A 16,451-nucleotide genomic window follows, 5' to 3' on the forward strand; every position below is an offset into this window, starting at 1 on the left:
GAGGGCCGCCGATGATGACGTACGCCGACGACGGCTGGACCGTCGGGCAGCTCGCCCTGCTGGCCGTGCTGGTCGTGCCGGCGCTCGGCGCGCTGCTGCTCGCCCTGCCGGTCGGCGGGGACCGGGCCGGCCGGATCACCGGCACCGTCTTCGCGGCGGTGACCTTCCTGGTCAGCCTGCCGTTGCTGCGCGACCCGACCGGGGCCGGCTGGTTCGCCTACGGTCCACCGCTGGACGGCCCACCCGGGGTGCTGCCCTGGCATCAGCTCGACCTGCCCTGGGTGCCCGCCCTGGACCTGCGGTTGCACCTCGGTGTCGACGGCATCTCGTACCCGCTGGTGCTGCTCACCACCGGACTGACCCTGCTGTGCTGCGCGTACACCGTCTGGCGCGCCCCACACGGCCGCAACGGGCGGGCGTTGGTCGCGTTGCTGCTGGTCGTCGAGGTCGGCATCGTCGGCACCTTCCTCGCTCTCGACCTGGTGCTGTTCTTCGTCTTCTTCGAGGTCGTGCTGCTGCCGATGTACGCGATCATCGCCGGCTGGGGCGGCAGCGACCGTACCGCCGGTGGCGGCGACCGGGCCGATGGCGCGCACCGGCGGGCGGCGACCAGGTTCGCCGTCTACACCCTGGCCGGGTCGGTGCTGCTGCTGGTCGGCGTGGTGACCGTGACGACCGCCGCCGGCACCGCCGACCTGACCGTGCTCACCGGCGGCGACGGACTCGGCCGGGGCACCCAGCTATTCGCGTTCACGCTGCTGGCGCTGGCCTTCGCGGTCAAGGCACCGCTGTGGCCGCTGCACAGCTGGCTGCCCGACGCGCACAGCCAGGCACCCACCGTCGGCAGCGTGATCCTCGCCGGGGTGCTGCTCAAAATGGGCACGTACGGGCTGATCCGGGTCGCCGTCGGCGTCGCCCCCGAAGGAGCCCGCTGGGCCGCCCCGGTGCTCGGCGCCCTCGCCGTCGCCGCGATCATCGTCGGCTCCCTGGTGTGCCTGGCGCAGACCGAACTGAAACGGCTGATCGCCTACTCCAGTGTCGGACACATGGGGTTCGTGCTGCTGGGCATCGCCACGCTGAGCGCCACCGGCATCCAGGCCGCGCTGATCGGCAACGTCGCCCACGGCGTCATCACCGGCCTGCTGTTCTTCCTCGCCGGCGCGGTCAAGGACCGCTACCACACCGGCGAGCTGGCGGATCTCGGCGGGCTGCGGGAACGCTCCCCGGCGCTGTCCGGGCTGCTCGGCTACGCGGCGATCGCCTCCCTCGGCCTGCCCGGCCTGGCCGGCTTCTGGGGTGAGGCGTTCGCCGTCGTCGCCGCCTGGCAGCGCGGCGGGCCGCTGTGGACGACGCTGGCCGTGGCGGCGGCGGTCGGCGCGGCACTGACCGCCGCGTACCTGCTGCGGATGCTGCGCCGGGTCACCCACGGCCCGGCCGGGCCGGCGGTCCGGGACACACCCGTCTTCGCGATCAGCCGCCCCGAGGCGCTGGCCTGGGCGCCGCTGGTGCTGCTGGCGTTGGCCATCGGGCTGGTGCCGGCGCTGGTGCTCGGCGTCGCCGAGTCGCCGGTCACGATCCTGCTGGAGGTGATCCGGTGACCGACGGGACCGCCGCACAGACGATCGACCACCTGGCGCTGCTGCCGGCGTACCTGGCGGCGGCGACGGCGGTCGCGGTGCTGCTGGCCGACCTGTTCATCGGCCGGCGGGCGGTCACCGGGGCGGCCGCTGTCGCCGGCGCCGCCGGGGTCGGCCTCGCCGCGCTGGTGGCGCTGGCGCATCCGGCGCGGGCCACGTTCTGCGGTACGCCGTCCGGCGTACCCGCCGGGGGCGGGCTGCCCGACGGCGGACTGCCCGACGGCGGACTGGCCGTCGGTGGGCTGGCCTGCTCGTACGTCGCCGACAGCCGGGCCGCCCTGGTCGCGCTGCTGTTCGCGGCGCTCACCGCCGGCGTGCTCGCGCTGTCCGCGCCGCTGCTGAACTCCGGTGCGGTGCCGGCCGGCGAGTACTGCTTCCTGCTGGCCTGCTCGATGACCGGCGGGGTGGTGCTCGGCGCCGCCGGGGACCTGATCACCCTGGTCGTGGCGGTGGAGACGCTCACCCTACCGCTGTACATCCTGGTCGGGCTGCGCCGGCAGCGGGCCGCCTCGGCCGAGTCGGCAGTGAGCTTCTTCGTGGTCAGCGTGGTGTCCACGGCGGTGGCGCTGCTCGGCGTGGCGCTGCTGTACGCCGCGTACGGCGCGGTGCACCTCGACCTGCTCGCCGGAGCCAGCGGCCTGGCCGAACCGGCCGGTACGGTCGTCGGCGGCTCGGCCGACGGGCAGGCCCGGCTGGCCCGGGTCGGCGTGGTGCTGCTGCTGACCGGCCTGGCGTTCAAGGTGGCGGCGGTGCCGCTGCACGCCTGGGCGCCGAAGACCTACGACGGTGCGCCGCTGCCGGTCGCCGCGTACCTGTCGACCGCGTCGAAGCTCGGCGGCGTGGTGGCGATCGTCGCGGTGGTGACCGAAGGGCTCACCCCGCAGTTGGCCGCGTCCGGGCCGGTGCTGGCGGTGCTGGCGGTGGCGACCATGACGGTCGGCAACCTGGTCGCGTTGCGGCAGCGGCGGATGGTGCGGCTGTTGGCCTGGTCGTCGATCGCGCAGGCCGGCTACATCCTGGTGCCGCTGGCGGCGGCCGCCGGGGTGGCCGGGCGGGGCGCCGAGGAGCAGGCGGTGGCCGTCGCGGCGGTCTTCGCGTACACCGTCTTCTTTGTGTTGTTGGAGCTTGCCGCCTTCGCTGCGGTGGTGGCGTTGCGACCGGCGGCCGGCGACGGCGGTCGGATCGCCGCGTATGCGGGCGCGGCCCGCCGCCGCCCGTGGGTCGGTGCCGCGCTGACGCTGGCGTTGATCGGGCTGGCCGGTCTGCCACCGGGCCTGGCCGGGTTGTTCGCCAAGGTGGCGGTGGTCCGGTCGCTGCTGGTCGGCGGGGCCGGCTGGCTGGCGTTGGTGGTTGCGGCCAACGCGGTCCTCGGCCTGGTCTACTACCTGCGGGTCAGTGCCACGCTGTACGCCCGGGTGCCGGAGCCGACGCCGCCCTCGGGTCGTGGCGTGCCGGCACCTGGTGGCGCGGTGGCGTGGCCAGTGGTGGCGACGCTCGCCGTCGCGACCGTTCTGGCGGTTTTGCTCGGGTTTGCACCACAGGTGGTCTTTGACGTCGTTGCGGGCTGAGTGCGAGTTCCTGCCTGAGTGAAACATGCCCGCCAGGTCTTGATTGACAGCCAACTCTCAGCTATTGCGGGATGCGCAGTGGGTACGTGGGCGTTGCACCTGCCGTGGGGTCCTCCAGATGACCCGGTGGAGAGGGAGTGAACGTGCACAGCCACCACAACGGTCTCAAGACGGCAGCCCTGCTCGGCCTGCTCACCGCCATGATCCTCGGCGTTGGCTACTGGTTCGGCGGCAGCGGCGGCTTGATGATCGCCGTAGGAGTCTCGCTGGCGATGAACGCCGGCACCTACTTCTGGTCCGACAAGATCGCGCTGCGCTCGATGCGGGCCCAGCCGGTCAGCGACGCGCAGTTCCCGGCGCTGCATCAGATGGTCCGGGAGTTGGCCGCCGAGGCCGGGCAGCCGATGCCCCGGCTCTACGTCAGCCCGACCATGCAGCCCAACGCGTTCGCGACCGGGCGTAACCCGGCCAACGCGGCGGTCTGCGTCACCCAGGGGATCGTGCAGATCCTCGACTACCGCGAGCTGCGCGGGGTGATCGGGCACGAACTGTCCCACGTCTACAACCGGGACATCCTGATCTCCAGCGTCGCGGCGTCGCTCGCCGGCATCGTCACCATGCTGGCCCACCTCGCCTGGTTCCTGCCGTTCGGCGGCGGGGACGACGACGAGGGCGCCAACCCGGCCGCGCTGCTCGCCATGCTGATCCTCGGGCCGCTGGCCGCGTCGATCATCCAGCTGGCGATCAGCCGTAACCGCGAGTACCAGGCGGACGCGTCCGGCGCCGCACTGACCCGCGACCCGCTCGCGCTGGCCAGCGCGCTCCGCAAGATCCACATGGGTACGCAGCGCATGCCGCTGCCGGCCGAGGGTCAGCTGGCCAGCTCGGCCCACCTGATGATCGACAACCCGCTGCGCAAGGGCGGGTTCGCCGCGCTGTTCTCCACCCACCCGCCGATGGAGCAGCGGGTGGCCCGGCTGGAGCAGTTGGCGTACGCCGGTGCCGGCGGCCCGGTGCAGCGCCGGTTGTGAATCCGCCTGTGTGAGCGGCCTCGCACCCCGTACCGGACCGAATCCGGTGGGGTGCGGGGCCGTCAGCGGGTTAGGGTCGGCAGGCCGAGTGGTCGTTACCGCCGCCGGCCCATCGGCCGGTCCGCAGCACGTCGGCCGCCGGTGCCACCAGCCGGTGAAGGGAACGGAACAGTGTCCGGATTGCGGAAATACGTCGCCGTCTGGCGCATCCCCGGCGGACCCACCCTGCTGATCCCGGGCGTCATCGGCCGGCTCAGCATCGGCATGACCCCGCTCGCCCTGCTGCTGGTGATCAGCGACTCCACCGGCCGGTACTCACTCGCCGCGATCGCCGGCGGCGTCTACGCCCTCGCCGGTGCGGCCCTCAGCCCGGTCGCCGGGCGGATCGCCGACCGGCTCGGCCCGAGCCCGGTGCTGCTGGTCACCGGGGTCGCCCACCCGGTCGCCCTGATCGCCCTGCTGTTCGCGACCCGCAGCGGCGGCTCGATCCTGGCCGTGTTCCTGGTGTCCGGCCTCGCCGGTGCCAGCTATCCGCCGCTCAGCGCCGCGATCCGGGGCGCCTGGAACAACCTGACCAGCCCGGCCAGTGGCCGCTACCCGCTGCGCAACACCGCGCTCGCCGCCGAGACCACCATCTTCGAGGTGGTGTTCGTGATCGGCCCGCTGCTCGTCGCCGGGCTCATCGTGCTCGCCGACGCCGCAGCCGCACTGGTCGCCGCAGCCGTACTCACCCTGGCTGGCACCACCATGGTGGCGCTCGGCCGGGCGATGCGTGGCTGGCGACCCCACTCACGGGAAGGCCACGCCCGGGGCCTCGGCCCGCTGCGGGTGCCCGGCTTCCCGGCGTTGCTGGCCTGTGTCGGCGGTCTGGGCATCGGCTTCGGTACGGCCGGCGTGGCGGTGCCCGCGTACGCCTCCAACTACCTGGGCACCAACGACGACGGCGGCAGCCTCGCCGGCGTACTGCTGGCCGTCTGGGCCGTCGGTAGCGCCACCGGCGGGATCTACTTCGGTATCCGCCGACCGGCGGTGGACGCCTCCCGTCAGTTCGCCTGGCTGCTCGCCGGGGTCGCCGCCAGCTTCGTCGTGTACGCGGTGATGCCGCACCCGCTGGCCCTGGGCGTGGCACTGACGCTCGGCGGTGCCGTGATCGCCCCGGCGCTGACCGTCGAGAACACCATGGTCGGCCGGATCGCCCCGGTCAGCATGCTGAACGAGGCGTACACCTGGGTTACCACCATGGCGGTCGGTGCCAGCGCGGCCGGCGGCGCGGTCGCCGGCGTGCTCGTGGACCGCGCCGGTGGCCCGGCGGCGGCCTTCCTGTTCGCCGCCGCCGCGCTCGCCCTGGCTGCGCTGCTGGCCGGCTGGCCGGCCGGTCCGATCAGCCGCGCCGAAGCCCGCGCGGCGGTCGACCTGGACCGGGCCCTGCTCGGCGGTCCGGCCTGAGCTGAGTCAGCGGTAGTTGGTGAACTGCAGGGCGATGCCGAAGTCCTCCTGCTTGAGCAGCGCGATGACCGCCTGCAGGTCGTCCTTCTTCTTGGCGGTGACGCGCAGCTGGTCGCCCTGGATCTGCGCCTGGACACCCTTGGGTCCGTCGTCGCGGATCTTCTTGCTGATCGCCTTCGCCTTGTCCGACTCGATGCCCTGGATGACCTTGCAGTCGATCTTGTAGGTCTTGCCCGACGAGCGTGGGTCACCGGCGTCCAGCGACTTGAGTGAGATGTTCCGCTTGACCAGCTTCTCCTTGAACACGTCCAGGCTGGCCTTGACCCGCTCCTCGGTCTCCGCCTGCAACGTCACGGCCTCCTCGCCGGACCAGGCGATCTCGGCGCCGGTGCCGCGGAAGTCGAAGCGGGTGGACAGCTCCTTCTCGGTCTGCCGGAGGGCGTTGTCGATCTCCTGCCGGTCGACCTTGCTCACGATGTCGAACGACGGGTTGGCTGCCATGGTCTGCTCCCTGCCAGTGCGGGTCTCGGACGGTGCGCGGGTCTCGGACGGTGTATCGGACGTTGCCGGACAGTTGACTCCCGCTGACGGTACCCGGTTGCGGGAGAGCCCCGTCATGCCGCTATCCTTTCCTGCGTCGCCTCGCGTGACGAGGTGGCACGCCCTGGCGGGTTGCCCGAGCGGCCAATGGGAGCGGACTGTAAATCCGTCGCGAAAGCTACAGAGGTTCGAATCCTCTACCCGCCACCAGGCGCACCAACAGCCCTTGACCTGCACCAACAGGTCAAGGGCTGTTGTCGTACGGGCCGGCGTGCCGTCCCGCCCGGTCCGGCCAGGTCCAGCCGTCCCCGGTTTCCGGGACCAAGGCTCCGGACCCAAGGTGCTCTGCGGACCCAAGGTGCTTCTGCGGACCTGATGCCACAGGTGCATCCTGATGCACCTGTGGCATCAGGCTCGACTGGTGCAGCCGACCCTGGGACTGTGACGCTGCGTCAACTAGTCGGCGCTCATCGTTGCCAGCGGGTCTGGGGGCACGACAGGCCCGCGTGCCCGCCGGCTGGTGGGCACGCGGTGTGTGAACGGGCCATTGAGCGTTCGGCGAGTCGTCGACCCGCACCCCGGGTAGCGTTCTCGGTGGCAGTACACCGTTTGGGCTGCGTTTTCCGAACTGGCGAGTAGCCGCCGACACCGAGCCGTGACCGAAAAGGGTGCCATCGAGTGGTCGGCAGGGCTTAGCGTCGAGACCCGGCGACGGCCGTCGCCGGCTGATGACTCGGTTAGTTGACCCTTATCCCGAATTTTAGTTGCATAAAAGAGCAACAAATCACTTCCTTCGTTGATTCGTAATAAATCCGGCATGTCGGTCATGATATTAGCCCAGTAGCTTCGCTCAGTGCGGGGTTTGCCTAGTGTTCGTGCCTGCCAATCCTCTTCGCGGCGCCACCGGCTGTCGTCGAGCCGGATCACCAGCCGGAGCAGCAGCGGGACGAAAGCCGCAGGGCAAAGCCGCCGCTAAGGTTCTCCTCGTCCGATTGGCTAGGATGGGCGGTGCCGAAGGTGCAGGCCGGCCGCGTCAACCTACCGTTGGTGCGGTCCGGTGTGGCACCATCAGGACTCTGCCCCTCATTCGCGTAACTCATTCGCCTCCTTGGACGGGAGTCTGTAACATGCGTGGACACACGATGGGCCGCCGGCTCGGCAGGGTCGTCGCGGTCGCCGCACTCGGGATTGCTGTCTCGTTCACCGCTGGGACCGCCGCCCAGGCTGCCCAAGCCTGGGTTACGGTCGGTGACGAGGTGCCTGTGGTTTCCCCGGTGGACAAGTACGGCTTCGACGCCATGGTGGATTCGCAGGTCTCGCTCTACGACTTCAGCTGGACCTGATCGCCGCAGCCGACACCAAGGGGATCGAGTGCCAAGGCCACAGGCGATCTCACGGCATTCTTCCAGGCGGGCCTGGTTCGTAACCGGGCCACTCGCTCTGATAGCCGTACTCATCTCTGTGGCCTTGGCCATCAGCCACCCCAATCCGACCGGAGATTGGCCGCTGGGCCTGCTGTTCTTCGGGCTGTTCCTCGCCGCGCACGCGGCAATCTTGCTGTTCGAGGTGCGCCGGCAGTCGTTTACCCTGAACATCGGCGAGATCCCGTTTTTGCTCGGTCTGTTCTTCCTGCCGCCACTTACTCTGATCATCGGTCGGGTGCTGGCAGCCGTGGTCGGTCATCTGAGCCGGCGGCAGCCGCCCGTCAAGTTGTGGTTCAACGTGGCGAACGTGGCCGCCAGCACGTCCATCGCCACCGCGATCGTCGTCAACGCCGACGTGCTCGACGCCGCCGAGCCGCGTACCTGGTTGACGCTGGTCGGGGCGATGATCGCCTGCCAGATCATCACGCTGGTCGCCGTGCTCGTGGTGATCACCCTTGCCCAGGGCCGGTTGTCCACCAAGGAACTCACCACCACGACGGTCCCTGCCCTGGTCGTCGCCTCCATCAACATCACCTTCGGTCTGGTGGTGCTGATCCTGCTGGCGCAGAGCGACTGGGCGCTGATCCTGTTGGTCGCGCTGATCACCTTCTTCGTGCTGGCCTACCGGTCGTACGCGAAATCACTGCGGCAGAACCGCACGCTCTCCGAGATCTACGCGTTGACCCGGGCGATCGCCGACACGCCGCACGACGGGACGATCGTCGACGTACTGCTCAAGCGGGTCCGCGAGGTGCTGCAGTCCGAGTACGCGACACTCTGGCTGCCGAAACAGGGGCGGTATCCCGAGGTGCTGCTGTCCGCGACCGCCGACGGGCAGGGGCTGGTAGACACGGTCGGCGCCCCGGAATCGATCCGTGAACACGTCTTCGAGACCGGAAGTTCCCTGGCCGTCGGCGCGAAGTTCGGCGACGGCCCGTTCGACACCGCACTTCGGAAGTGGGGTGCCAAGGACGCCGTCGTAGTGCCGCTACGAGCCGGTTCCCTGGTGATCGGCTGCCTGGAGGTGTCCGGCCGGCTCGGGGACATCTCCCACTTCGGGCCGGGTGACCTACGGCTGCTGGAGGCGATCGCCGTGCACGCCGCGGTCGCCGTGGAGAACTCGCGCCTGGTCGACCGGCTGCGCTACGACGCGGCCCACGACGGCCTGACCCGGCTGGCCAACCGCCGCCGGCTGACCGCAGCGCTCGACGAGTCGGTGGCCATCCGGACCCCGGGTGAGGTGGTCGCGGTTCTGCTCTTCGACGTCGCCGGGCTGCGACAGGTCAACGAGTCCCTCGGCCACGCGGCCGGGGACAAGGTCCTGGCCGAGGTCGCCCGGCGGCTGCGGGACCGCGCCCCGTCGGCCGCGCTGGTCGGCCGCAGCGGCGGAGACGAGTTCGTGGTCACCCTGCGGATGGAGGCTGCGGAGTACGCCGTACAGCTCGCGGTCGAGCTCCGTGACCAGATTCGCGACCAGATGGTCTTCGGCGCGTTGACCCTGGACGTCGACACCGTGGCCGGTGTCGCGGTACACCCCGACCACGGCAGCGACGCCGCGACACTGCTGCAGCGGGCGGACCTGGCCGCGACGGCGGCGAAGTCGGTGCCCGGCGGCGTCCAGCTGTTCAATCCGGCGTTGGAGTCCCGCTCGGTACGCCGGCTCGGTCTCGCCGGTGACCTGCGGGTCGCGCTCGATGAGATGCAGCTGGAGGTCTACTACCAGCCGAAGGTGACGCTGCACGGCCGCCGGCTGGTCGGGGTCGAGTGCCTGACCCGGTGGGAGCATCCGACGCACGGTTCGGTCTCGCCGGAGGACTTCGTCGCGGTCGCCGAACACACCGGCCAGCTCGGTCGGCTGACCGAGTTCGTGCTGCGCGAAGGGCTGCGCCGCAGCCGGGAGTGGAGCGTCGGTCAGCAGCCGTTGCCGGTGGCCGTCAACCTGTCCGCCCGTACCCTGACCGATCCGGAGTTTCCCGAGCTGGTCCGGACCCTGCTGGATGACGCGCAGGTCGCTCCGGAGCTGCTCACCCTGGAGATCGCCGAGGCCGGTGTGCTGGACGGCACGGACCGGCCGATGCCGACCCTACGGCGGCTGCGTGACCTCGGGGTACGGCTGTCCGTCGACGACTTCGGCACCGGCTACACCTCGCTGGCGCACCTGCGCCGGCTGCCGGTGCACGAGGTGAAGGTCGACCGGTCGTTCGTGCAGGGGATGGCGACCGATCCGGGGGACCTGGCGATCGTCAACGCCGTCGTGACGCTGTCCCAGCAGTTCGGCCTGACCGTGGTGGCCGAAGGGGTGGAGAGCGAACTGACCCTGGAACTGCTGCAGGACATCGGCTGCCAGGTCGGGCAGGGCTTCCTGTTCAGCCGTCCGTTGCCGTACGAGCGGCTGGCCGCCTGGTACGAGGCGCAAACCGACCCGGAGAGCCTGCAGTCCAGCGAGGTTCGTCGGCTGCGGGCAGTGCCCTGATCCCCGACCGGAAGGGCCCTGACCTGCGGCGGCGCAGACGGGCCAAGCTGATTTCACCTCGCGGGCGGGGCCGTGTACTCTTACCCGTGCGCATCCGCCCAGGCGGGTGGGTGTTCGGCCCCCTTAGCTCAGTCGGCAGAGCGTCTCCATGGTAAGGAGAAGGTCTACGGTTCGATTCCGTAAGGGGGCTCAGTGGGTTCCACTGGACCCGTCACGGCGGTGTAGCTCAGGTGGTAGAGCAAACGGCTCATAATCGTTGTGTCGCCGGTTCAAGTCCGGCCACCGCTACGGTCGGCTTCGCGGGTGAGGCCGGTGGTACGAAGTACGGGTGGGCGCCGCAGGCGCCCGCTTTGCATGTCCGCGCTGCCGCAGGCTACGCTGGCACGCTGTAGTTGTTCCGATAGCGAGGAAGGCACCCCGCCGTGGCCAAGGCGACCGACGTCCGTCCAAAGATCACTTTGGCGTGTGTGGAGTGCAAGGAGCGCAACTACATCACGCGGAAGAACCGCCGTAACGACCCGGACCGCATCGAGCTGAAGAAGTTCTGCCCCCGGGACGGCAAGCACACGCTGCACCGCGAGACCCGCTGACCATCGCCGTTCCGGGCGGCCCGCACGTCGTCCGGGTGCCGGCCAGCGGGTAGGTTGCTGCGCATGCCCATGGATCCGTCCTTAGTCGGTCGCAGTTACCCGCCCGGCGGTACGTACCTGGTGGGGCGGGAGAAGATCCGCGAGTTCGCCGTCGCCATCGGGGCCAGCGATGCCGTTCACCACGATCCGGACGTCGCCCGCAAAGCGGGCTATCCGGACGTGGTCGCGCCACCGACCTTCCCGGTAGCGGTCACCATGTCCTCGTCCGAGCGGGTGATCTCCGATCCCGATCTCGCGATCGACTACAGCCGGGTGGTGCACGGCGACCAGCGGTTCCGGTACGTCCGCCCAGTGGTCGCCGGCGACGAACTGGTGTGCACCGACACCATCGAGGAGATCATGTCCCGTGGCGGACACGACTTCCTGACCGTCCGTACCGAGATCGCCACTGCGGCCACCGGTGAGCCGGTGGTCACCGTCTGGATGAAGCTGGTCGTCCGGGGGGAGGACTGAGATGGAGCTGACTCCGCAACGGTTCCGGGTCACCCGGTCCGACCTCGTCCGCTACGCCGGGGCCTCCGGCGACTTCAACCCCATCCACTGGAGCGACCGGTTCGCCACCGGGGTCGGCCTGCCAGGTGTCATCGCCCACGGCATGCTCACCATGGCGTTGGCCGGGCGCGCGGTGACGCAGTGGGCCGGATCGGCGGACGCGGTGGTCGAGTACTCGGTCCGGTTCACCCGCCCGGTGGTGGTGCCGGACGACGACGAGGGCACCGAGGTCGAGGTGACCGGCGTGGTCAAGGGCACCACCGAGGACGGGTTGACCCGCATCGACGTGACGGCCGTCTGCGCCGGCGAAAAGGTGCTCAGCCAGGCCCGGGCACTGGTCCGTACCCCGCGCTGACGGCCGGTGGTACCGGCCCGGGTACGCGCGGTGCCGGTACCGGTTGGGAAAGTGGTGGCTCTACCCGTACACTGGTCCGCCGTGGGGCCTGTGACCCCTGTTCAGTCCTGCGTGGCCGTGCGCCCCGCGGGGTTGGGTGGGGTTGCCGACCCGCACAGGGGTGTAGCTCAATTGGCAGAGCAGCGGTCTCCAAAACCGCAGGCTGCAGGTTCAAGTCCTGTCACCCCTGCGCCCAAGGCCTGACCGACCCGGTGGGTCGGCTGCCGTCCCCGTTGGCGGCCGTCCCGCAAGGGGAATGGCCGACGTGCACGACGCAGCGCGTCTGACCTGGCGCGCGACCCGACCACCGCGACGGAGGGCGAGATGGCCGAGAGGAACCGGCGTGGCGATGACGCCGCGGACGACCGCCCCGAGGACGAGTCGATCGACGAGACGTCGGTCGAGGACGAGGTCGACGACGACGAGCCGGCGGCACGGGGTGGCACGGCCACCCGGAGCAGGGCCAAGGCGGAGTCGTCCGAGGGGCGACCTAAGGCGAAGGCCGAGGCCGGGGTGGGGTTTTTCGGGCGGATCATCCGGTTCGTCCGCGAAGTGGTCGCCGAGCTGCGTAAGGTCATCTGGCCGACTCGTAAGGAGTTGCTGACCTACACCGCCGTGGTGGTCGTGTTCATCGCGGTCATGCTGACCATCGTGGCCGGGCTGGACTTCGTGTTCGCCAAAGGTGTGCTGTGGGTATTCGGCAACCCCAGCTGATTTTGTGACGGAAGTGAGCAAGCGTGCCTGAGTACGACGAGACCGCCAGCGTCACCGACGACCAGTCGACGGTGGCCACGGCGGCGGCTGATGAGTCGGTTGAGGCCGCCAGCGCACCACCGGTCCCCGCTGCCGGGGCGGACGAGCCCTCGGCCGACGCCAACGGCTCCGCCGTCGGGCCAGACAGTCCGGACAGTCCGGACAGTTCTGCGGCCGACGTCGCCGAACCCGTCGCCGTGGCCGACGACGAGGAGTTCGACCCGGTCGCCGAGCTGCGGCAGAAGCTGCGCTACGCGCCAGGTGACTGGTACGTGGTGCACTCGTACGCCGGCTACGAGAACAAGGTCAAGACCAACCTCGAGACCCGGATCACCAGCCTCGACATGGAGGAGTACATCTTCCAGGTCGAGGTGCCGACCCGGGAGGAGGTCGAGGTCAAGAACGGCAAGCGGCTCCAGGTGCAGAACAAGGTCTTCCCCGGCTACATCCTGGTCCGGATGGACCTCACCCCGGAGTCGTACTCCTGCGTGCGTAACACCCCGGGCGTCACCGGCTTCGTCGGGGCGACCGACCGGGCCGACCGGCCGGCGCCGTTGTCGCTCAACGAGGTGCTCAAGTGGCTCGTCCCGGCGGTGACGGCCGAGCCCAAGAAGGCCAAGCCCGAGGTCAAGGTGCTGGACTTCGAGGTCGGCGACTCGGTCACCGTTACCGACGGCGCGTTCGCCTCGTTGCCGGCCACGATCAGCGAGATCAACGCCGACCAGCAGAAGCTGAAGGTGCTGGTGTCGATCTTCGGCCGGGAGACCCCGGTGGAGCTGAACTTCAACCAGGTCGCCAAGATCTGACTCCGGCACAGCCGGGCCTGCGGTTCTCCGCGCCTGCGTAACCCCTGCGGCACACCGACGGCGGCAACCCCAGCTGGGCTGCCGCCGTCAGCTGCGCTAACCTAGAACGTCGGCCCTGGGCCGCGCCTGACCGTGCGCGCGTGTCGAGGGCTCGCCAGCCCGTGCCGGACGACGGCCAGTCGCCGGTGACGTCCCGCAGATCCGGTGCGGAACACCAGATCAAGCCCCAGGAAGTGACATGCCTCCGAAGAAGAAGCTCGTCAAGACGTTCACGCTGCAGTTGCCGGCGGGTCAGGCCACCCCGGCACCGCCGGTCGGTCCGGCGCTGGGTCAGCACGGCGTGAACATCATGGAGTTCTGCAAGACGTACAACGCGCAGACCGAATCCCAGCGGGGCGACATCGTGCCCGCTGAGATCAGCGTGTACGAGGACCGGTCCTTCACCTTCGTGCTGAAGACCCCGCCCGCTGCCCGGCTGCTGCTCAAGGCCGCCGGGATCCAGAAGGGCTCGGGTGTGCCGCACACCACCAAGGTCGGCCAGGTGACCACCGCCCAGCTGCGGGAGATCGCCGAGAAGAAGATGGCCGACCTCAACGCGAACAGCATCGAGCAGGCGGAGAAGATCATCACCGGGACCGCCCGGTCGATGGGCATCACCGTCAAGGAGTGACCGTCCCGACCCGCGACTGCGGGTCGGAGCCGACCGACGTGGGAGGGCGCGCGCACGGCGTCGCCCGCCAGTGACCACAGGAGCCAGAGACAATGCAGCGCAGCAAGAACTACCGCAAGGCCACCGAGCAGATCGACCGGACGAAGCTGTACGCCCCGGCCGAGGCGGTGAAGTTGGCCAAGGAGACGAGCTCGTCGAAGTTCGACGCCACGGTCGAGGTCGCGATGCGCCTCGGCATCGACCCGCGCAAGGCGGACCAGATGGTCCGCGGCACGGTCAACCTGCCGCACGGTACGGGCAAGACGGCCCGAGTGATCGTCTTCGCCGCTGGGGCGAAGGCGGAGGAGGCCGTCTCCGCCGGCGCGGACGAGGTCGGCACCGATGAGCTGGTTGCCCGGATTCAGGGCGGCTGGCTGGACTTCGACGCGGCGATCGCCACCCCGGACCAGATGGCGAAGATCGGCCGGATCGCGCGGATCCTGGGCCCGCGCGGCCTGATGCCGAACCCGAAGACCGGTACGGTCACCATGGACGTGACCAAGGCCGTCTCGGACATCAAGGGCGGCAAGATCGCCTTCCGGGTGGACAAGCACTCCAACCTGCACCTGATCATCGGGAAGGCCTCGTTCGGCGAGGCCCAGCTGATCGACAACTACGCGGCCGTACTCGACGAGGTGCTGCGGGCCAAGCCGTCCGCGGCCAAGGGCAAGTACCTCAGGAAGGTCGTGCTGACCACCACCATGGGGCCGGGCGTACCGGTGGACCCGAACGTGGTCAAGGACCTGCACGAGGCGACCAGCGAAGGCTGAGCGGTCCAGATCGACTGACGGTGGGGGCGGGGTCCGGCGGACCCCGCCCCCACCGCCGTGCCGGGCGAATTTGGTGCCTGCCGCTGTGGTGCCGTACGCTTGCCCTATCCACACCCAAAGACCGCTGGTCACCGTGCCTCGGCACGGTTGAAGGTCCCGTTTTCACGGGCGGCCCGCGCAGGGGCGGAACGGACGATGAGTCATCGCCGTCGGCTGACGGCTGTCTCGCCCCGTGCGCCCTGCGCCCGGGGCGTTTTTCGTGGGCGCGGGATCTTCCCGGCCGGCCGGCCATCCGCCGGCCGACCGCCAGCCTGGAGCACCAGAGAGGAGGGACATGGCGGACAAGCCGGTTCGTGCCGACAAGGCGACTGCGGTCGCCGACCTGACCGAACGGTTCCGTGAATCGGGTGCCACGGTGCTCACCGAGTACCGGGGTCTCACCGTCGCCCAGCTGACCCAGCTGCGCCGTTCGCTGGGGCAGAGCGCGACCTACTCGGTGGCGAAGAACACCCTGGCCAAGCGGGCCGCGTCGGACGCGGGTATCGACGGACTCGACGCGCTGTTCACCGGTCCTACCGCGCTCACCTTCGTCTCCGGCGACGTGGTCGAGGCCGCGAAGGGCCTGCGCGACTTCGCCAAGGCCAACCCGATGCTGGTCATCAAGGGCGGGGTCTTCGAGGGGCGCGCGATCACCGCGACCGAGGTCAACAAGTTGGCCGACCTCGAGTCCCGCGAGGTGCTGCTGGCCAAGCTGGCCGGTGGCATGAAGGCGAACCTGAGCAAGGCCGCGGCCGTGCTGCAGGCCCCGCTGTCGAAGACCGCCCGCCTGGCGGCAGCGCTGCAGGACAAGCGCGAATCCGAGGGTACGCAGGCCTGACCCGCCAGCGCCCCGTCAACGTACTCAATTCGAAAGGAAGCCGACCATGGCGAAGCTCAGCACCGACGAGCTGCTCGACGCGTTCAAGGAGATGACGCTGATCGAGCTCTCGGAGTTCGTGAAGCAGTTCGAGGAGACCTTCGACGTGACCGCCGCCGCGCCGGTGGCCGTCGCGGCCGCTGGTGGCCCGGCCGCCGCACCGGCCGAGGCCGAGCCGGAGAAGGACGAGTTCGACGTCATCCTCGACGCGGACGGTGGCAAGAAGATTCAGGTCATCAAGGTGGTCCGGGAGCTGACCGGCCTCGGCCTCAAGGAGGCCAAGGACCTGGTCGAGGCCGCGCCGAAGGCGGTCCTGGAGAAGGCCAACAAGGAGACCGCCGACAAGGCCAAGGCCAAGCTGGAGGCGGAGGGCGCCAAGGTCACCCTCAAGTGACCTGACCCACACCGAGGTTGGTTGCGGGCGGCGATCCCCCACGGGGGTTGCCGCCCGTTTCCGTTCGCACACCCGGTGCGACTGCCCGATGATCAGGGCATTTCGCCCTTGGCCGGGTCGACGGGCTGCCCGGTCGGCCGGCAACCGGCTGACGTAGTGGGCGATCTCCCCGTACGACAGGCCTTGACGCGGCACGGACCGGCAGGCACGCTGACTACAGCAAGCTGTTTCATGGGCTTGCGACGGCCAAAGCTGGGTAATGGCACCAGCAGCGGGTCGCCGGATCGGGAGACCGGTCAGGGTCCCGGTGTTCGCCAGCCCCCACCAGGCTCCGTGGGAACGCCGCGTTCCGAGCGGTACGGAGGCACCGGTCCCGGTCGCCCCGACCAGCTCCGCGACGTCCTTCGGCGTCGGGCTGGACAGCGGTTAGCCGCTCGGCTACACTGCT

General features: G+C 69.9%; 16 protein-coding genes and 4 tRNA genes. 19 read left to right on the forward strand and 1 reads right to left on the reverse strand.

The window, feature by feature from the left end; translation table 11 throughout:
* The first annotated feature begins 14 nt into the window (after positions 1 to 14).
* From O7543_RS23190 to O7543_RS23205, 4 genes are all read left to right on the forward strand, one after another.
* The gene (locus O7543_RS23190) at positions 15 to 1,598 is read left to right on the forward strand and encodes an NADH-quinone oxidoreductase subunit M (protein ID WP_281567506.1); all 1,584 of its coding nucleotides are present in this window, start codon (positions 15 to 17) and stop codon (positions 1,596 to 1,598) included.
* On the forward strand, positions 1,595 to 3,205 hold the full coding sequence (locus O7543_RS23195) for a proton-conducting transporter membrane subunit (RefSeq protein ID WP_281567244.1): 1,611 nt from the start codon (positions 1,595 to 1,597) through the stop codon (positions 3,203 to 3,205). Before O7543_RS23190 ends, O7543_RS23195 begins: the two co-directional genes overlap by 4 nt.
* Positions 3,206 to 3,348: 143 nt before the next feature.
* Positions 3,349 to 4,236 (forward strand): zinc metalloprotease HtpX, encoded by an 888-nt coding sequence (htpX, locus tag O7543_RS23200; RefSeq protein WP_281555730.1) that lies wholly within the window; start codon positions 3,349 to 3,351, stop codon positions 4,234 to 4,236.
* A 171-nt stretch (positions 4,237 to 4,407) separates the two neighbouring features.
* A complete protein-coding gene (locus O7543_RS23205) occupies positions 4,408 to 5,682 on the forward strand; it encodes an MFS transporter (protein ID WP_281551908.1) in 1,275 nt (424 codons plus the stop codon).
* Between the two features lie 6 nt (positions 5,683 to 5,688).
* On the opposite strand, the gene O7543_RS23210 is transcribed toward O7543_RS23205, so the two are convergent.
* Entirely contained in the window at positions 5,689 to 6,183 is a 495-nt protein-coding gene (locus O7543_RS23210; RefSeq protein ID WP_281551907.1) for a YajQ family cyclic di-GMP-binding protein, read from the reverse strand.
* A gap of 165 nt (positions 6,184 to 6,348) precedes the next feature.
* Between O7543_RS23210 and O7543_RS23215 the strand changes: the two genes are divergently transcribed.
* From O7543_RS23215 to rplL, 15 genes are all read left to right on the forward strand, one after another.
* Positions 6,349 to 6,432, forward strand: a tRNA-Tyr gene (locus O7543_RS23215).
* 917 nt (positions 6,433 to 7,349) lie between these two features.
* Positions 7,350 to 7,565 carry a hypothetical protein gene (locus O7543_RS23220; protein ID WP_281551906.1) on the forward strand — a complete coding sequence of 72 codons (216 nt, stop codon included), beginning with the start codon at positions 7,350 to 7,352 and terminating at the stop codon, positions 7,563 to 7,565.
* A 28-nt stretch (positions 7,566 to 7,593) separates the two neighbouring features.
* Entirely contained in the window at positions 7,594 to 10,119 is a 2,526-nt protein-coding gene (locus O7543_RS23225; RefSeq protein ID WP_281551905.1) for a bifunctional diguanylate cyclase/phosphodiesterase, read from the forward strand.
* Between the two features lie 117 nt (positions 10,120 to 10,236).
* A tRNA-Thr gene (locus tag O7543_RS23230) sits at positions 10,237 to 10,309 on the forward strand.
* Positions 10,310 to 10,334: 25 nt separating this feature from the next.
* Positions 10,335 to 10,407, forward strand: a tRNA-Met gene (locus O7543_RS23235).
* Positions 10,408 to 10,541: 134 nt separating this feature from the next.
* Complete coding sequence (rpmG, locus tag O7543_RS23240; RefSeq protein ID WP_046567246.1) at positions 10,542 to 10,709, forward strand: 50S ribosomal protein L33; 168 nt, start codon at positions 10,542 to 10,544, stop codon at positions 10,707 to 10,709.
* Between the two features lie 63 nt (positions 10,710 to 10,772).
* Entirely contained in the window at positions 10,773 to 11,222 is a 450-nt protein-coding gene (locus O7543_RS23245; protein WP_281551904.1) for a MaoC family dehydratase N-terminal domain-containing protein, read from the forward strand.
* A 1-nt stretch (position 11,223) separates the two neighbouring features.
* Positions 11,224 to 11,616, forward strand: a complete 393-nt coding sequence (locus O7543_RS23250; RefSeq protein ID WP_281551903.1) for a MaoC/PaaZ C-terminal domain-containing protein — start codon at positions 11,224 to 11,226, stop codon at positions 11,614 to 11,616.
* Positions 11,617 to 11,772: 156 nt separating this feature from the next.
* Positions 11,773 to 11,845 (forward strand) — tRNA-Trp (locus tag O7543_RS23255).
* Between the two features lie 134 nt (positions 11,846 to 11,979).
* Complete coding sequence (gene secE / locus O7543_RS23260) at positions 11,980 to 12,369, forward strand: preprotein translocase subunit SecE (RefSeq protein ID WP_281551902.1); 390 nt, start codon at positions 11,980 to 11,982, stop codon at positions 12,367 to 12,369.
* Between the two features lie 23 nt (positions 12,370 to 12,392).
* Positions 12,393 to 13,214, forward strand: a complete 822-nt coding sequence (gene nusG, locus O7543_RS23265; protein WP_281567245.1) for a transcription termination/antitermination protein NusG — start codon at positions 12,393 to 12,395, stop codon at positions 13,212 to 13,214.
* A gap of 238 nt (positions 13,215 to 13,452) precedes the next feature.
* Entirely contained in the window at positions 13,453 to 13,884 is a 432-nt protein-coding gene (gene rplK, locus O7543_RS23270) for a 50S ribosomal protein L11 (protein WP_281551900.1), read from the forward strand.
* Between the two features lie 92 nt (positions 13,885 to 13,976).
* Positions 13,977 to 14,693: a 50S ribosomal protein L1 gene (gene rplA, locus O7543_RS23275; RefSeq protein WP_281567246.1), complete on the forward strand. Its 717-nt coding sequence runs from the start codon at positions 13,977 to 13,979 to the stop codon at positions 14,691 to 14,693.
* Positions 14,694 to 15,027: 334 nt separating this feature from the next.
* A complete protein-coding gene (rplJ, locus tag O7543_RS23280) occupies positions 15,028 to 15,570 on the forward strand; it encodes a 50S ribosomal protein L10 (protein WP_281551898.1) in 543 nt (180 codons plus the stop codon).
* Positions 15,571 to 15,616: 46 nt separating this feature from the next.
* On the forward strand, positions 15,617 to 16,003 hold the full coding sequence (gene rplL, locus O7543_RS23285; protein WP_123606157.1) for a 50S ribosomal protein L7/L12: 387 nt from the start codon (positions 15,617 to 15,619) through the stop codon (positions 16,001 to 16,003).
* The last annotated feature ends 448 nt before the right edge of the window (positions 16,004 to 16,451 follow it).

This window comes from Solwaraspora sp. WMMA2080, assembly GCF_027497395.1.
Classification (GTDB): Bacteria; Actinomycetota; Actinomycetes; order Mycobacteriales; family Micromonosporaceae; genus Micromonospora_E.

Bases quoted from the DNA above. Each gene is read 5' to 3' on its own strand.
- O7543_RS23190 (WP_281567506.1), top strand. From the start codon at position 15: ATGACGTACGCCGACGACGGCTGGACCGTCGGGCAGCTCGCCCTGCTG.
- O7543_RS23210 (WP_281551907.1), bottom strand. From the start codon at position 6,183: ATGGCAGCCAACCCGTCGTTCGACATCGTGAGCAAGGTCGACCGGCAG.
- O7543_RS23220 (WP_281551906.1), top strand. From the start codon at position 7,350: ATGCGTGGACACACGATGGGCCGCCGGCTCGGCAGGGTCGTCGCGGTC.
- O7543_RS23245 (WP_281551904.1), top strand. From the start codon at position 10,773: ATGCCCATGGATCCGTCCTTAGTCGGTCGCAGTTACCCGCCCGGCGGT.
- O7543_RS23250 (WP_281551903.1), top strand. From the start codon at position 11,224: ATGGAGCTGACTCCGCAACGGTTCCGGGTCACCCGGTCCGACCTCGTC.
- secE (WP_281551902.1), top strand. From the start codon at position 11,980: ATGGCCGAGAGGAACCGGCGTGGCGATGACGCCGCGGACGACCGCCCC.
- rplK (WP_281551900.1), top strand. From the start codon at position 13,453: ATGCCTCCGAAGAAGAAGCTCGTCAAGACGTTCACGCTGCAGTTGCCG.
- rplA (WP_281567246.1), top strand. From the start codon at position 13,977: ATGCAGCGCAGCAAGAACTACCGCAAGGCCACCGAGCAGATCGACCGG.
- rplJ (WP_281551898.1), top strand. From the start codon at position 15,028: ATGGCGGACAAGCCGGTTCGTGCCGACAAGGCGACTGCGGTCGCCGAC.
- rplL (WP_123606157.1), top strand. From the start codon at position 15,617: ATGGCGAAGCTCAGCACCGACGAGCTGCTCGACGCGTTCAAGGAGATG.